The sequence below is a fragment of the Chitinophagales bacterium genome (genome assembly GCA_017303415.1).
Lineage (GTDB): Bacteria > Bacteroidota > Bacteroidia > Chitinophagales > Chitinophagaceae > SpSt-398.
This window is the reverse complement of the sequence record JAFLBJ010000003.1, coordinates 229,934-246,094: the sequence shown is the minus strand read 5'-3', so window position 1 is coordinate 246,094 and position 16,161 is coordinate 229,934. Positions and strand designations below refer to the sequence as shown.

At 42.0% G+C, this 16,161-nt stretch carries 14 protein-coding genes; 12 read left to right on the top strand and 2 right to left on the bottom strand.

The window, feature by feature from the left end; all coding sequences use genetic code 11:
- Window positions 1–158: 158 nt before the first annotated feature.
- The 3 genes from cadA (at window position 159) to merTP (ending at window position 3,228) form a co-directional block, all read left to right on the top strand.
- Window positions 159–2,159: a cadmium-translocating P-type ATPase gene (gene cadA / locus J0M30_16185; protein ID MBN8669037.1), complete on the top strand. Its 2,001-nt coding sequence runs from the start codon at window positions 159–161 to the stop codon at window positions 2,157–2,159.
- Window positions 2,160–2,227: 68 nt separating this feature from the next.
- A complete protein-coding gene (locus tag J0M30_16180) occupies window positions 2,228–2,605 on the top strand; it encodes a winged helix-turn-helix transcriptional regulator (GenBank protein MBN8669036.1) in 378 nt (125 codons plus the stop codon).
- Window positions 2,602–3,228, top strand: coding sequence for a mercuric transport protein MerTP (gene merTP / locus J0M30_16175; GenBank protein MBN8669035.1), 627 nt, complete (start codon window positions 2,602–2,604; stop codon window positions 3,226–3,228). The genes J0M30_16180 and merTP overlap by 4 nt, the downstream gene beginning before the upstream one ends.
- Before the next feature lie 241 nt (window positions 3,229–3,469).
- Here the strand turns inward: merTP and J0M30_16170 are convergent, their stop codons facing one another.
- Window positions 3,470–4,126, bottom strand: a complete 657-nt coding sequence (locus tag J0M30_16170; GenBank protein ID MBN8669034.1) for a metal-dependent transcriptional regulator — start codon at window positions 4,124–4,126, stop codon at window positions 3,470–3,472.
- A gap of 113 nt (window positions 4,127–4,239) precedes the next feature.
- On the opposite strand from J0M30_16170, the gene J0M30_16165 reads away from it, so the two are divergent.
- The 6 genes from J0M30_16165 (at window position 4,240) to J0M30_16140 (ending at window position 10,301) form a co-directional block, all read left to right on the top strand.
- On the top strand, window positions 4,240–5,436 hold the full coding sequence (locus J0M30_16165; GenBank protein MBN8669033.1) for a c-type cytochrome: 1,197 nt from the start codon (window positions 4,240–4,242) through the stop codon (window positions 5,434–5,436).
- Window positions 5,437–5,449: 13 nt separating this feature from the next.
- Window positions 5,450–5,890 carry a Rieske (2Fe-2S) protein gene (locus J0M30_16160; protein ID MBN8669032.1) on the top strand — a complete coding sequence of 147 codons (441 nt, stop codon included), beginning with the start codon at window positions 5,450–5,452 and terminating at the stop codon, window positions 5,888–5,890.
- Complete coding sequence (locus J0M30_16155; protein ID MBN8669031.1) at window positions 5,887–7,113, top strand: hypothetical protein; 1,227 nt, start codon at window positions 5,887–5,889, stop codon at window positions 7,111–7,113. The genes J0M30_16160 and J0M30_16155 overlap by 4 nt, the downstream gene beginning before the upstream one ends.
- A 513-nt stretch (window positions 7,114–7,626) precedes the next feature.
- Entirely contained in the window at window positions 7,627–8,556 is a 930-nt protein-coding gene (locus tag J0M30_16150; protein ID MBN8669030.1) for a helix-turn-helix transcriptional regulator, read from the top strand.
- Window positions 8,557–8,716: 160 nt separating this feature from the next.
- The gene (locus tag J0M30_16145) at window positions 8,717–9,028 is read left to right on the top strand and encodes a helix-turn-helix transcriptional regulator (GenBank protein ID MBN8669029.1); all 312 of its coding nucleotides are present in this window, start codon (window positions 8,717–8,719) and stop codon (window positions 9,026–9,028) included.
- A 4-nt stretch (window positions 9,029–9,032) separates the two neighbouring features.
- Entirely contained in the window at window positions 9,033–10,301 is a 1,269-nt protein-coding gene (locus tag J0M30_16140; GenBank protein MBN8669028.1) for a type II toxin-antitoxin system HipA family toxin, read from the top strand.
- 78 nt (window positions 10,302–10,379) lie between these two features.
- On the opposite strand, the gene J0M30_16135 is transcribed toward J0M30_16140, so the two are convergent.
- Window positions 10,380–10,667, bottom strand: coding sequence for a hypothetical protein (locus J0M30_16135; GenBank protein ID MBN8669027.1), 288 nt, complete (start codon window positions 10,665–10,667; stop codon window positions 10,380–10,382).
- A gap of 364 nt (window positions 10,668–11,031) precedes the next feature.
- Here J0M30_16135 and J0M30_16130 point away from each other — a divergent pair, with 364 nt between their 5' ends.
- The 3 genes from J0M30_16130 to J0M30_16120 all read left to right on the top strand — a co-directional run bounded on the left by J0M30_16130 (window position 11,032) and on the right by J0M30_16120 (window position 16,150).
- Window positions 11,032–11,568, top strand: a complete 537-nt coding sequence (locus J0M30_16130; protein ID MBN8669026.1) for an RNA polymerase sigma-70 factor — start codon at window positions 11,032–11,034, stop codon at window positions 11,566–11,568.
- A 97-nt stretch (window positions 11,569–11,665) separates the two neighbouring features.
- Window positions 11,666–12,832 carry a DUF4974 domain-containing protein gene (locus J0M30_16125; GenBank protein MBN8669025.1) on the top strand — a complete coding sequence of 389 codons (1,167 nt, stop codon included), beginning with the start codon at window positions 11,666–11,668 and terminating at the stop codon, window positions 12,830–12,832.
- A gap of 468 nt (window positions 12,833–13,300) precedes the next feature.
- Window positions 13,301–16,150, top strand: coding sequence for a SusC/RagA family TonB-linked outer membrane protein (locus J0M30_16120; GenBank protein MBN8669024.1), 2,850 nt, complete (start codon window positions 13,301–13,303; stop codon window positions 16,148–16,150).
- Window positions 16,151–16,161 lie beyond the last annotated feature (11 nt).

The window sequence follows — 16,161 nt, the reverse complement described above, 5'->3', positions numbered from 1 at the left end:
TAATCAGCATTACTGGAATCATTAGTCTTGTAATGCTTGCATTTAAAGGAGTGCAGATGATGAACTCACAATTTATTGAGCACAACGAAAAACGAATTACCGGAATGGTATTAATTATAGTAGGCATCATTACTTTTTTTTACATTAAATAAGTTTTTATGGCATATAAACATGATGAAACAAAAATTGCAGAGCAGGAAGCCTGCTGCGACCTGGATGGAAAATTGAATGAAGCAAAAGTGGTATCGCTTCACGGTAAAGATGATGGCCACAACCACGGTGACGAAGAAGGCAGTGGCATTAAGCCTTGGCTACCTGCTATCGCAAGTTTTATTTTTCTGATAGGCGGTATTACATTGGACAACTGGATTAAGCCAACACCTGCGTGGTTTACAGGCTGGGTTCGTTTTATTTGGTATGTGGTAGCATACATTCCGGTAGGATTGCCAGTAGTAATTAAAGGAATAAAAACTGCTGTAAAGGGTGATGTATTTACAGAATTCTTTTTGATGAGTGTCGCCACCATCGGGGCTTTTTACATTGGCGAATATCCCGAAGGTGTTGCGGTAATGCTTTTCTACGCAGTGGGAGAATTATTCCAGGATGCTGCTGTAAACCGAGCTAAGAGAAGCATTAAAGCATTGCTGGATGTAAGACCGGACAGCGCCGATGTGTTAAGAAATGGCACTTACGTTAATCTCCCGCCAGAAAGTGTAAAAGTTGGCGAAACCATTCAGATAAAAGTTGGTGAACGAGTTCCACTGGATGGAGAAATGTTGAGCGAAGGAAGTTCCTTTAATACTTCTGCATTAACCGGTGAAAGTAAACCGTCCACTTTTACCAAAGGCGAAACAGTACTGGCCGGAATGATTAACCAGGAAAAAGTAGTGGAGTTAAAAGTGACAAAGCTTTTTAATGATTCTTCGCTTGCAAGAATATTAACACTTGTACAAGATGCAACAACAAGAAAAGCAAAAACAGAGCAATTCATCCGCAAGTTTGCAAGAATATACACTCCTATTGTTGTGTTTCTTGCTATTGGCATAACAGTAATACCCTATTTTATTGTTGATAATTATGTTTTCAATACATGGCTCTACCGGGCTTTAATTTTTCTTGTTATCAGTTGCCCCTGTGCATTGGTGATTTCTATTCCATTAGGTTATTTTGGAGGTATTGGCGCCGCATCCCGGGCTGGTATTTTATTCAAAGGCTCCAACTACCTGGATTTAATGACCAAAATAAACCAGGTGGTAATGGATAAAACAGGAACACTTACCAAAGCTGTTTTTAAAGTGCAGGAAGTGGAGAGTTATGACATCCCCCAGGATGAATGGTTACCGCTTGCTGCTGCACTGGAAGCGAAATCAACCCATCCTGTTGCAAAAGCTGTTGTTGAATATGCAGGAAATAGTATTGGTCGTATTCAGGTAGATGCATTGGAAGAAATAAGTGGCCACGGGTTAAAAGGAGAAGTGAATGGAAAGGAAATGCTGGCAGGTAATGTGAAGTTGATGGATATGATGAAAGTGCCGGTAAATGATGGATTAAGAACAATAGTGGATACAATTGTAATTGTGGCAATTGACAGAAAGCTGGCAGGCTACCTGACTATTGCAGACGAAATAAAAGAGGATAGTAAACAAGCAGTAGATGCGTTGCACAAACTGAATGTAAAAACAACCATGCTTAGCGGAGATAAACAAGCCGTTGTAGATAAAGTTGCAAAGTATTTGGGCATTGACAAAGCCTATGGCGACCTCCTACCAGAACATAAGGTACAAAAAGTAGAAGCCCTTAAAAAGGATAAGATAAATGTAGTGGCTTTTGTAGGCGATGGTATTAATGACGCACCTGTACTTGCCTTAAGTGATGTAGGGATTGCAATGGGCGGCCTGGGCAGCGATGCAGCAATTGAAACAGCCGATGTTATCATTCAAACTGACCATCCTTCAAAAATAGCTACTGCTATACAAATTGGTAAAACAACAACTAAAATTGTCTGGCAGAATATAGCATTGGCCTTTGCTGTTAAAGTGATTGTATTGATTCTTGGTGCCGGTGGGCTTGCAACAATGTGGGAAGCTGTATTTGCGGATGTGGGAGTAGCTATGCTGGCAATATTAAATGCGGTAAGAATACAAAGAATGAAGTTTTAAAAGAGAATAGTATAAGGGTTATATTATTTAAGTATTTGCTTAAATAATTATTTTCCTATCTTTGACGCATGGATAATAATACTTGTATCCGGTTGTTTGCAGACCAAGAGCAAATAAAGAATTGCAAAAGCAAGCTGAAAACTGCACATAAACCCTTTGCAAGCCTGTCTACTATATTGGCCTTGGCAGGTAACGAAGTAAGGTTGAAGATTATCTATTTACTGGAAGAAGAAAAAGAATTGTGTCCCTGCGACCTTTCTGATATTTTAGGCATGAGTATTCCCGCCGTATCGCAGCATTTACGGAAATTAAAAGATGGACATATTGTTGAAACCAGGAAAGACAGGCAAACAATTTATTATTCCCTTACACAGGAAAATTTGAAGATATTGAAGCCTTTCTTCAAACATATTAATGTACAAACTCAAAAACTGGAAACAGTATGATAAGTATAAAATCTTCAGGCACATTTACCGGCGCAGGTGTTCTTACTGCTATTGCAGCTTCGCTTTGTTGTATAACCCCTGTTATTGCATTGCTTGCCGGTAGCAGCAGCATTGCCGCTAACTTTTCATGGATAGAACCGGCAAGACCTTATTTGATAGGATTGTCTGTTGCCGTATTAGCCTTTGCATGGTATTTGAAACTAAAACCAGCTAAAACAAATGACATGGATTGTAATTGCGAAACGACAAAGAAGACTTCATTCTTTCAATCCAAAACGTTTTTGGGAATAATAACTGTTTTTGCTGCATTGATGATGACTTTCCCACTTTATGCAAAGATGTTTTATCCAAAACTGAAAGCAGAAACAACAGCATTTGCAGTGGTTGATAACAAGCAACAGATAAAATTTACTATACAAGGTATGACCTGCGAGGCTTGCGAGGAGCATGTAAACAATGAACTGTCTAAAGTAAACGGCGTATTGGCTTATAAAACCTCTTATGTAACACGAAGCAGTTTGGTCACTTTCAACAAATCTAAAGTTGATGTAAAGGCAATAGAAGCCGCTATCAAGAAAACAGGTTACAAAGTGAAAGCCATATCATGTTGCGACAAAAACTAATAAAGAATGGAAAAGACATTAACACTACAATCTACGATCACTTGCCCCGAATGCGGTTTTCAGAAAGACGAAACTATGCCCACAGATGCTTGTCAATATTTCTATAAGTGTACAAATTGCGAAACAATGCTAAGGCCAAAGCAGGGTGATTGTTGTGTATTTTGCAGCTATGGCACAGTAGCTTGCCCTCCAATTCAATCGAACAAATCTTGTTGTTGATAAATATTGACATTTCGGTGTCTTATCTGCTCACCAGTAGGCTATTGACTACTTTAAAACTTACTGTAACCTCTTTTTTGCCCGTCAACTGCAGCGTATAAGTCTGATCGTATTCTTCAATAGATGTTACTTTAATGCTGTTACCTAATGAAATCGCATTTTTATCCAAATAATTCAGAAAAACCGGAGAATGATCTGTAACACCAGTAAAGGTCCCTTCTTCACCAGCTTTAAGAGAAGAAAGTAAAACAGATTTTGATTTGGGTAAGACACCATTTGCATCTGGTATTGGATCACCATGTGGATCAGCTTTTGGGAACCCTAAGAAATTGTCCAATTTATTGGTCAGGTCTTCACTATGTATATGCTCTAATTGTTCAGCCAGGTCATGCACCTCATCCCAGCGAAAACCCAATTTATCAACCAGGAACACTTCCCAAAGCCGGTGATTACGGATAATCCCCACGGCCACTTTTTTCCCCTTTTCTGATAACTTAAAACCTTTTGACTTTTGGTAAGTCACCAATTTCTTCCCTGCCATCCGTTTCAGCATATCGGTTACAGAGGGAGCATGTACGCCCATTACCTGGGCAAGGGCTGAAGTAGCCACTACTTCACCGTTGGTTTCCTGTAACTTATAAATGGCCTTGAGATAGTTTTCCTCGGTAAATGAATGCACAGTTCTAATTATTTTGGTGAAGGTAATAAAATAGGTATAAAAATTAAATTAGATTAGTCTAAATTTACTTTTATTGCGACCTAATATTGTAATTTTACCTGCCTTACGACAAAATGAAGAAATTTAAAATCATAACTGCAATTGTTCTGGTCATTACAAGTGTAGTGGCGTGTGAGAAATTATTACCGGGAACTCCTCCCGGTGACGAACTGCTCGACGGACCAGTGGAAGGTCTTAGTTTCGAACAGAACCGTCAGTTTCTTGCAGGGGATGTAGCTTTTAATGAAGAGATATTCACTTCTCAAAACGGCTTAGGTTCCATCTTTGTGGCTACGAGTTGTGGTAGTTGTCATGCGGGAGATGGCAAAGGACATCCGTTTACTACCCTCACAAGGTTCGGGCAAACGGATAGCACCGGCAACCAGTATCTCCATCTCGGCGGACCACAGTTGCAAAACAGGGCTTTACCCGGCTACACTCCCGAACAAATACCGGCAGGTGCTACATTTTCAAAATTTACACCTCCAGCCAATACCGGGTTGGGTTTCCTGGAACTTGTTAGCGATGCAGATATCCTCGCAATGGCTGACCCAAACGATGGAAATGGTGATGGAATTAGCGGTGTCCCGAATTATGAGTATCTGCCCTCCTTTGTAAGTCCTTTCTCTAATGCAATCCCAAGAAATGGGAAGTATATCCACCGCTTCGGAAAAAAGGCGGCAGCTTACAACCTGTTACATCAAACGGTAAATGCCTATAACCAGGACATCGGTATTACTTCTACGTTTCAACCAAAAGATGTTTATTCAGGCTTACATATAGATCCTGAAGTTTCTGATCAAACCATCCACAATGTTGTTTTTTACCTGCAAACACTAAAAGCTCCTGTACAACGAAATCAGAATGATGCGGAAGTTATACAAGGCAAGAATCTATTCATACAAACAGGATGTGAAAGCTGCCATAAGCAAACACTAAAGACAGGAACTTCACCAATTTCTTCCTTGTCCAATAAAACCTTTCATCCTTATACTGACTTACTGCTTCACGATATGGGCCCGGCTTTGGATGATGGCTATACTGAAGGCAGTGCCAAAACATCTGAATGGAGAACACCACCACTTTGGGGGTTGGGTTTATCGCCTAATTCACAAGGCGGGCAATACTTTTTATTGCATGATGGAAGAGCAAAGAGTATCGAAGAAGCAATACTCCTGCATGGAGGCGAAGGTCAACAAAGCAAAGAAAGGTTTCAGCAGCTTTCCGTACAGGAAAAGAATAGCCTCATAAAATTTCTGAAATCGTTGTAGTATCATAATAAACATGAACAGAAAAGAATTTATAGTCAAGTCTTGTGCGGCCTGTATTGGCGCCACGGCGTTATCAACCATATTATGTTCCTGCGCTGCCACCAAATTCGCCAATGGTAAACTAACCAAAGATGGAATATTGATTGATGCAAAGGAATTTGTTTTAAATGAAAAGGGTAAATACCGGTTGTATGTCATAGTGAGAAATGATTCTTTACTCTTCCCCATTTGCGTGTACCGCTTTAGTGATAATGATTACTCCGCTATCTGGATGCAATGTGCTCACCAGGGTGCTGAACTGAATGCAGCCGGTGATTACCTGCAATGCCCTGCACATGGTAGTGAATATGATAATCGGGGTAAGATGACAAACGGGCCAGCCGACAAGGATCTGCGGACTTTCCCCGTGACGATTGATAACAACCAACTCTTTATTGATTTGAGAAAAGTATGAGACAAGCTTTATTTTTATTGCTATCCATTATTACTTCTTATACCGGTATTGCACAGATTGATCCTGTGTTGTTACGGAAGACAGAAAAGGATACGTCCGGCCTGTTATTAAACATGGATGCTGTTTATAATCGCCCCTTTCTTCAGTTAGGTAAACTGCCGGTTGCACTAGGTGGATATGCTGAAGCCAACTACCAGTACTTGCAGGAAGACGGCATTACAGAGGGGCACCAGTTTCAAATGCGGCGATTGACGTTGTTTGTTTCTTCTTCTATTTCCAAACGAATTAAGTTTTTAAGTGAAGTTGAATTTGAAGACGGTACCAAAGAAATCAATATTGAATTTGCATCGGTTGATTTTGAGTTTGCTCCTCTCCTGAATATGCGGGGCGGTATTGTCATGAATCCTATTGGGGCTTTTAATCAAAACCATGATGGGCCTAAATGGGAATTTATTGACCGTCCTATTTCCTCTACTCAAATGCTCCCTGCTACCTGGAGTAATGTGGGCTTTGGGGTGTTTGGGAAAAAGTCAACAAAGGATTGGGTGTATGCGTATGAAGCTTATTTCACCAATGGCTTTGATGATAAAATCATTGATAATGCAGCAAATAAAACCTTTCTTCCTGCCAGCAAAGAAAATAAAGACAGGTTTGAAGAAAGCTTCAACGGAAGCCCATTATTTACTGGTAAGGTGGCTATACGAAACAGGAAGATTGGCGAATTGGGATTATCCTATATGGGCGGGATATACAACAAATATGAGGAAGATGGATTGGTATTGGATAAGAAAAGAAAGGTTAACGTATATGCTATAGACTTTAATACTACGCTGCCTAAAATCAATACTTATATTAATGCTGAATGGGCTTGGGTGAATGTAGATGTACCCGAAACTTATACCGAACAATTTGGTAAAAAACAACAAGGCGGCTTTATTGATTTTGTGCAGCCAGTTTTTAAGAAACCCGTATTTGGTTTTGAGAAATCGGTTATTAGCGCTGCTTTGCGTTTTGAATATGTGGACTGGAATAAAGGGAATTTTAAATCCACCGGGGACAATATCAGCGATGAAGTATTCTCCATCGTTCCCGCTATCAGCTGGCGGCCTACTGCACAAACAGTAATACGGCTGAACTATCGTTACAACTGGCAGAAAGATATTTTGGGAAACCCTCCGGCTAAGTTGGCGGGGATTCAGTTTGGAGTGAGTACTTATTTCTAAAATATCGGCGCAGTTATGCAGTTTTTCTAAACAATATTCTTTTTATATCAGTTTTTGGAAAAGCTTTGTCATGCAGGTTATAATATTTTGGGGGTGATTTAATTCATATCCAATGATGGATATAGCAGCAAATTGTTATTAGATGTCAAAAAATAGTAATCTGTTCAGGATTGAAGAAAGATTTTATCGTGGCTGAGTTTTTTGAAAGCCATACACTTTTTTAGCACCTTGTAGTTTCAGTGTTGATGAGTTTAAATAGTATAGCAGCATCTTTCATTGTAAGTTTGCTAAAAGTAAGTTGAAGATTTACATTTTTATTATTATGAATAAACGATGATGCTTAATTTATAGCTATTACCAGGCTACCAAAATGGCGTTGGCTGATTTTAATCTGGGCAGGGATTGTTTGTATAGGCCAGCCAGCTTTTGTACATTTAGGAAAACTTATTTTTAACTTTGATAAACAAAAACATATACTAAAAGCCGAAATTCCATTTGATCTACGATTGATCTATGATTCGTATAAGCCTGTCCTCCGGTGAGCCGCTCCACCTTAAGCCATCACCGAACCGAAAATTCACGGGGCTCCGGATTCCCGGCAGCATTTTATATAGCTCAGACAGGGCCGGTCATTCCGTATCCCTGCATATTTACCAGCACCGGCTTTATACGATTACACTCCGGCAATTTCAGTTTGCTAAAACCACCCAGGTCATTACCACAGAACCCAACAACTGGCTCAGACTGGAAATACCGCTGAGCGGAAAGCTTTCAGTTATATCCAGGGATGGCAACGAAATTCAACTGGATCCGGGTGCCTACCATCTTTCCGACCAGCCTGTTTTTGCCAGTAATCATTCCGAAGGGGAAAGTAGTATTTACGCTTCCCTCCATTTTTCCCCTGAACTGATTGCCGGGATCGGGAGCGGTCAACCAGTCGGTACCCGGCCACCCGGGCCGGTGCCTAAAGACCTGCTTGAGATGCTGTATGATATCCTGAAATGCCCTTTCCAGGAATCCCTGAGAGACTTCTACTATGCCAATAAAGTCCGTGAGATCCTGTTCACCCATACAGTCTCCCTACCTGTGGTTTTACCCGGTGAATTGAGCCCCGAACAGATCGCCCAGATGTATGAGGCCGACCGGATCATGGCCAATAACCTGGATGGCAAAATAACCATCCCTGAACTGGCCAGAAAGCTGGGGACCAATTTTGTGACGCTGAAGAAAAACTATGAAAAGGTATTTGGCATCGGATTATTCCCCCGGTTGATGCAACGGAAAATGGAGCATATCAAACTGTTGCTGGAAAAAACCGACAAACCACTGAAAGAAATCGCCGACCTGTCCGGATATCAAACCTTGCCGGGCTTTATTAATGCCTTCCGCAAGCGGTTTAAGATGACCCCAAATGACTGGAGAAAAGAGAGGCGGGGGTTTTAAAGAGAGCAGGCATAATGAAATTGTCATCTTGCTTATTGTGTTGAACAACAATACCTTACAAGCAGCCGTCTATTTAGCCTGAATATATATGCTGGAAGTTTGTTTTAATGTAAATAATATTTTACAAATTATGATATATTTGTAAAATATAATTAGCATTATGAAAGGTAGGAAGCCTCAACTATTGCCGAGCACCGCTAAAATCCTGACAGAACTTGGTGAGAATATTAAGCTGGCCCGGTTACGCCGTAAGTTAAGTGCAGAGCAGGTGGCAGAAAGGGCTAATATCAGCCGGCCAACCCTGCACTCCATAGAAAAGGGCCAACCGGGGGTTGCTATGGGCTCCTATGCCCAGGTGCTTTTTGTATTGAACCTGGAAAAGGATTTATTAAAAGTGGCAGCGGATGATTTACTAGGCAGAAAGCTTCAGGATGCAAAATTGACAGTAAAGCAAAGGGCACCCAGAAAATAAAGATATGGCAGCAACAAATTCAAAAAAAGAAATTCAAGTGTATGCTCATTGGCTGGGTTTACAAGCGCCTTCGCTAATGGGTATATTGTCCGTTACAGCATCGAAAGGAAAGGAAACCTTTTCTTTCGAATATGCGGAGGAATGGTTGCAATCCGGCTTTTCCCAAATGATAGATCCAGACCTGCAACTTTATTCAGGGTCCTATTATCCACGGGATGATAAACCCAATTTTGGTGTTTTCCTGGATTCATGTCCTGACAGGTGGGGAAGAGTATTGATGCAACGAAGGGAAGTTGCTATAGCAAAACAGGAGGGCAGGGCTGCAAAAAAATTACTGGAATCAGATTTTTTATTAGGCGTATATGATGGGCACAGGATGGGTGCACTGCGTTTTAAATCAGCGCATGATGGCCCTTTCCTGAACGACAACAAGACAATGGCTGCTCCACCATGGACATCGCTAAGAGAATTGGAGCATGCGAGTTTTAAATTTGAAGAAGACAATACAGATGACCCGGAATACCTGAAATGGGTGGATTTGTTGATAGCCCCTGGTTCTTCTTTAGGAGGAGCCCGGCCAAAAGCAAGTGTGGTGGATGAACATAATAATTTATGGATCGCAAAATTCCCCAGCAGGAACGATGATAAAGATATAGCAGCCTGGGAAATGGTAACCAATCAACTTGCCATAAGCGCAGGGATCAATGTCGCTCAAGGAAGGTTGCTGCAGTTTAACAACCGCTATCATACCTATCTCACAAAACGTTTTGACAGGACCATTGCAGGGGAACGGATTCATTTTGCCTCTGCCATGACCTTGCTGGGTCATATGGACGGAGAGGAAGCCTCCGGCGCAAGTTACCTGGAACTGATGGAGTTTATATCCCGGCACGGCGCTTCGGTAGAAAATGATCTCGAGGAACTTTGGCGAAGAATTGTATTCAGTATCTGCGTTAAAAACACCGACGACCACCTGCGTAACCACGGTTTTTTACTTTCGGAAAAAGGATGGCTGCTTTCCCCGGCATATGATATTAACCCCAATGAATACGGAAAAGGGCTAAGCCTGGCTATCACAGAAACAGATAACTCACTGGATCTGGATACCGCCATGGAAGTAGCGGGTTATTTTCGTCTGTCAGATGGTAAAGCTGCGCAGATCATACAACATATTTCCACTGTAGTGAAAGACTGGAGGAAAGTGGCAACAGCCTGTAAAATTTCTACTGCTGAACAAGAAAGGATGTCTGCAGCCTTTACTTCTGCAACTTAACACCAGCATTTGCCCCATTATTTTAATACTCGTTCATTTTCCGAAGGCGGGCATTTTGGTAGCAGAACTAGTATAGTGTCATGATTTTTTCTTACTTGCTTTTGATTTATTTGTAAGCTCTTTTTTTATTACGTCAATGATTAATTGAACATCTAAATCCAACAATTTAGAAAGCTCCCAAATGTGTCTGAAATTAAATTCCTCTGGTTTGTATAATTTTTCAATATACCTGCTATGATTTAAACCCAGAGATTTTGCAATATTTGTCGGGTATAGGTCTTCAATGTCACGCATTTTGCTTACGCTTCCCGCAAGAAACATTGATCTCAGACCTTTAAATGAGTTTTGTTTTTCCTCTGCCGCCATTTTGTTGTTGTGATTCCTGAAAAGTTAGCGGCGTCCTGTGTATAAGTTGCTAAAAACTAACATTATGTAATCAAAAGCATACGAAATGTATCTTTTTTCATACTTTTATAACTGGTTAAATAATTTGCGAATCTTCATATTGAATTAACTTATTTGAAGCTTTCGCTTTGAGTCTTGTCTTGGAAACCTAGGAATTTTCATTGGACACAAGACGATAAGCAAGGGCTCACGTTTAGGCGTGGGCTCCCTTATTGTGTCCAAGGGCCTCCTAGGGCCTCCAAGCCGATTTGTGGAGTTCCACGTCTTTTTTTTGTTGCGAATTCCACTCAAAGACTCCCCGGAATGTCAACATTGTATCGCTATAGTGCTTCGGCTAAAAGGTACACAGGACCCTTTATTTGCTGACTCCTTCCGGCGGGGAGAGGAGGCTGCTTTTGACTGCCTTTTCCGGGAATACTTTTCTGTACTTAGCTATTTTGCCAACCGCATCATCTCCAATCCCGATACCGCCCAGGACCTGGTGCAGGATTGTTTTGTGCAGCTATGGCAACGCCGGGAGCGGTTAAGTCATATAAAAGCTATTAAAAGCTACCTGTACAGTTCTGTGCGAAACCAGTGCCTGAAACACCTGGAAAAGCAGAAAAGGAAGGTTGGGTTAAATGAGCCGGTCAGAAATGAACCCAGTATTGAAGTAGCTGTTATTGCGGCTGAAACGGCCAGGGAACTTTATCAATTCATCGATTCGCTTTCCCCATCTCTCCGGCAAATCATCCGCCTGTATTATTTAGAAGGAAAGTCCAACAAAGAAATCGCCGCCCAACTCAATATTGAACCCGACACCGTAACCCGGCAACACCTGCGGGCCATCATGGCACTTAGGAAAACTAAAATTTCACTTTGATTAATTAAATGTCAGAAAAAAAACCGGGATTCGTATGTCCGGCATTTTGTCCTTTCCGGATCATATACCTACGGCGCCTAACAATTAAATTTATTGTATGAAAGCTTCGGTACCATACCAGGCAGAACTTGAACAAAATTTCAGGGCAGCATACCTGATCAGCCAGTTCATCCAGGAAACTATTTCTGAAGAAGATGAAGAGGAACTGGACCGGTGGATGCAGCAAAGTGAACTCAACATGCAGATCTTCGAGGACCTGACGGACGAATCCATGGTCCGTGATTTTTTGACATGGTACGCTGAGCGGGATACAGAACGAAAACTGGAGGAGGTCAAGAGAAGATTACAATTTACAAAACCAGGGAAAGTAATACCTATCTGGCGATATGCAGCAGCAGCCAGTGCAGTATTGTTATTGGGTGCAGGGATTTATTATTTTGGCCTTCGGGGAAATGAATCAACTGTTACTTCAACCGGTACTGAAACAGCGGATATATTGCCCGGTAAAGCCTCCGCCACCCTGACACTGGCCGATGGTAAAAAAATAGATCTGACCAACCTGCGTGATACCATCATCAGTAACGAAGTGCGGATTGTCAATGGCACAGTTGTTTACACAAGTACAGTATCAGCACCTGAAATGCATGAGATCAGCATCCCCCGCAAGGGTTTTTATGAACTGGTATTACCGGATGGCAGCAAGGCCTGGATCAATTCCAGTTCTTCTGTACGGTATCCTTCCCGGTTTACCGGAAACGAACGGCGGGTCATGGTAACAGGAGAAACTTATTTTGAAGTAGCCAAAGATGCTGCTCATCCCTTTATTGTTACGGTAAATGGAGTGGATATTACAGCACTCGGCACTGCTTTTAATGTGAATGCTTATCCCAATGAGGACGGGTTACGTATTACCCTGACGGAGGGAAAAATAAATGTTAATGCTGCCAATCGAAATGAGCAACTCTTACCGGGGCAACAAATTATTATACGACCGGGCGAATGGGAGATCAGAACAATTGACATTTCTCCGGTTGTTGCCTGGACAAAGAACCAATTTAAATTAAAGAATACCAGCATTGAAGAAGTGATGCGGATGGCGGAGCGCTGGTATGATGCCAGGATTGTTTATAAAGGTAAAGTAACCGATCATTTTACCGGAACTATTGACCGGAATGTACCCATTTCCCAACTGCTGAAATTATTGGAAGCAACCGGGCAGGTACATTTTCAAATTGAAGGCGAAACCATTATTGTCACTCAGTAAGGTAGCCCCATAAAAAACCGGGTTGTGCGCTAACACTCCCCGGCGTGTCTGGGTTACCCCAACTATATCGCGGAAACGATTATTGATTCACCCAAACAACCCAAAGCTATGCTTTTAACCCTAAAATGGAGACACCGATTCTTGCGCAAAGTGCTACTACCAGTTTCCCTTTTTGTGTCACTCAACGGGGCGGCACAATCATTTTCCTTCTCGTTTCAACGGGCATCCCTGGCAAAGGTTTTTGACCAAATTGAGTAACGGAGCAGTTACCGGTTCCTGTACTCCGAGGAAGTACTGGCCCTGGGCAACCCTGTCAGTTTTACCGTCAGCAATGCCCCTTTAGATTCCATTCTCCGGTTATGCTTTTACCAGCAGCCGCTTGGCTACAGTATAGAAGGAAAACATATTATTGTCCGAAAAAAGATTATTGAAAAACCAGTCCCGCTTACAAGGGAATTGCGGGGAAAGGTGGTTAATACCGAAAATGAACCGCTTCCCGGGATTACCATTACCATCAAACAAAACGGATTGGCCATGGCCACCGATGTTCATGGCGAATTCTATTTCCTGAATTTACCAGCAAAAGCCACCTTACTCGTTACTGGTGGTGAAATTGTACCGCAGGAACTGGAGGCCAGTTCCAACAGTTATCAATTGATCGTGGTGCAGCAGCGGATGAGTGTGTTGGATGAAACCATGGTGATAGCATACGGCAAGACTTCAAGGCGGCTTAGTACCGGGACTGTTTTCAGTGTGAAAAGCAATGAGATAGCCAAACAGCCCATTTCCAATCCCTTGGCCGGTTTGGTGGGTCTGGTGCCCGGTCTTCAACTGACACCATTAAGCGGCAGTCCGGGTTCACAATACACTATCCGGATAAGGGGGCAGAATAGCCTGGTTAATGGGAACGATCCCCTGATCGTGGTAGATGGAATACCGTACCCGGTTACCACCATAAATTCTTTCAGCGGTGCAGGCGTTTTTTCGAGTCCTCTAGCGATATTAAACCCTGACGATATTGAAAGCATCGAAGTGCTTAAAGACGCGGACGCCACAGCCATCTACGGCAGTAGGGGAGCGAATGGTGTAATCTTAATCATCACAAAAAAACCGACAGCAGGGAAAACCCGGGTTCAGGCAAGAACATATGGCGGCTTCGGAAGGATCACACGCAACCTGGAACTGCTTCAAACTCCTGATTATATCCAGATGCGACGCGAAGCATATCGAAACGATGGAACGACGCCGACAACAGCTAATGCACCTGACCTTCTTGTATGGGATACAACACGAAATACGGACTGGCAAAAGGAATTTATTGGCAATACTATGCGTGTTTTTGATGGAAAGATAGATGTTAGTGGTGGCACTGCGCTCACTCAATTCCTTTTCAATACCGGTATACACCGGGAATCAACAGTATTGCCGGACGATGATTTTGGAGAAAGGAAATTTTCGGCAGGTGTAAATATTCACCATCATACTGAAGACAATCGATTTGACTTAAATGTCGCTACGACTTATTCAAGAAATGACACTTATTTACCCCAGGGAGATTTTACAAGTCAAATCCTGATCGCTCCTAATGCTCCTGCTTTATACAAACCAACAGGTGAACTTAACTGGGAAAACTCTACCTGGCTTAATCCTTTGAGTACTTTAAGGAAGACCTACCGAAGTGAATCTGAAAGTTCAATTAATACTATTTCTTTAGCGGCTCTTCCTCTTCCGGGATTTGAAGCTAAGGTTACTGTCGGTTACTCTATGATTCGTGCTAGCGACCGAATCAGAACCCCAAAATCATCTTTCGACCCAGCCCAGAATGCTTCAGTATCTGCAGGATTTGGAAGTAATATGATCAATACGCTAATTATAGAGCCACAAATCAATTATAAGCGTGACTTAAAGTCGTTACGACTGGAAGTACTTACAGGCGGAACGATTCAATCAACTTCCCAGAAAGGACTTTCACAAACAGGTACGGGTTATCCCAGTGATGACCTCCTGAATAGTTTGCGTGCAGCCGCCACCGTGACTACCAACGGAGAAACCAACCTCTCTTACCGGTATACTGGGTTATTCTCCCGAATCACTGCAAGCCTTAAGCAACGATATTTGCTTACGTTAAATGCAAGAAGAGATGGTTCAAGCCGGTACGGACCGGAAAGCAGATATGCGACTTTTGGGTCGGTTGGTACTTCATGGGTCTTTTCGAAAGAGAATTTTTTATCCAAGTCCAAATTAATCAGCTTCGGAAAAATTAAATTTAGTGCTGGTGTTACCGGTAATGATCAAATTGGTGATTACAATTATTTCGATTTGTATACCCCGTCACTTTTCCCCTATTTAGGTATAACACCTTACCAGCCAAACAAGCTTTATAATCCTGAATATAGCTGGGAAAAGGTTTATAAAGTTGAAACAGGTCTTGACTTGGGGTTCTGGAAAGACCGCGTACTGATCGGGCTTAATTATTATCACAATACAACGGGCAATCAACTTGTCCAATATCCATTGCCTCCGAGTACCGGGTTTACAGGTATATTGAGGAACCTCCCAGCAAAGATCCGAAATACCGGTGTGGAGATAGTACTGAGTACCGTTAATATCCAGCAAAAGAATTTAAAATGGTCGACCTCGTTCAATCTTACTATCCCGAAGAACAAGCTACTGGCGTTCGATAATCTGGCCAACTCTTCCTATGCCAATACGTATGTTATAGGAAAGCCCCTGACTATTGCTAAACGCTATTTTAACCTTGGTGTAGACCCCCAAACCGGAATATATATTTACCAGGACGTTGATCGTGACAACAAAATATCGGCCCCAAACGATCAGCAATCAGTAGTTTTTACCGGCCAACAATATTATGGCGGCTTCGAGAACGTCATTCAATATAAAAAGTTGACAATAAGCTTGAATCTTCAATTCGTCCGGCAAAAAAATGCAACCAGTTATTTATCTCTGTTCGGCCGGCCCGGAACAGTATCAAATCAACCTAGGCTTGTGATGAATCGCTGGCAGCATGCTGGAGACATTACCTCCATTCAGCGTTTCAGTAATTCCAACAGTCTTGCTACTACAGGCTATTCCAATTTAAGATTAAGTGATGCAGCTTACAGTAACGCTTCATTTATCCGTCTTCGGAATCTATACTTGTCTTATGAGGCCTTAAAAACAAAAGTTGGTGAATTGCAGGTTTTCCTACAAGGGCAAAATTTGTTTACCATCACTAAATACCAAAGTTTCGATCCTGAAACAAAATCGTTGATGCCTCCGCTTAGTATGCTTACGCTGGGATTGCTGTACAAACTTTAAAAAAATTAGCT

Bases quoted from the DNA above. Each gene is read 5' to 3' on its own strand.
- J0M30_16140 (MBN8669028.1), top strand. From the start codon at position 9,033: ATGGCAGCAACAAATTCAAAAAAAGAAATTCAAGTGTATGCTCATTGG.
- J0M30_16135 (MBN8669027.1), bottom strand. From the start codon at position 10,667: ATGGCGGCAGAGGAAAAACAAAACTCATTTAAAGGTCTGAGATCAATG.
- merTP (MBN8669035.1), top strand. From the start codon at position 2,602: ATGATAAGTATAAAATCTTCAGGCACATTTACCGGCGCAGGTGTTCTT.
- cadA (MBN8669037.1), top strand. From the start codon at position 159: ATGGCATATAAACATGATGAAACAAAAATTGCAGAGCAGGAAGCCTGC.
- J0M30_16155 (MBN8669031.1), top strand. From the start codon at position 5,887: ATGAGACAAGCTTTATTTTTATTGCTATCCATTATTACTTCTTATACC.
- J0M30_16165 (MBN8669033.1), top strand. From the start codon at position 4,240: ATGAAGAAATTTAAAATCATAACTGCAATTGTTCTGGTCATTACAAGT.
- J0M30_16145 (MBN8669029.1), top strand. From the start codon at position 8,717: ATGAAAGGTAGGAAGCCTCAACTATTGCCGAGCACCGCTAAAATCCTG.
- J0M30_16160 (MBN8669032.1), top strand. From the start codon at position 5,450: ATGAACAGAAAAGAATTTATAGTCAAGTCTTGTGCGGCCTGTATTGGC.
- J0M30_16150 (MBN8669030.1), top strand. From the start codon at position 7,627: ATGATTCGTATAAGCCTGTCCTCCGGTGAGCCGCTCCACCTTAAGCCA.
- J0M30_16125 (MBN8669025.1), top strand. From the start codon at position 11,666: ATGAAAGCTTCGGTACCATACCAGGCAGAACTTGAACAAAATTTCAGG.
- J0M30_16180 (MBN8669036.1), top strand. From the start codon at position 2,228: ATGGATAATAATACTTGTATCCGGTTGTTTGCAGACCAAGAGCAAATA.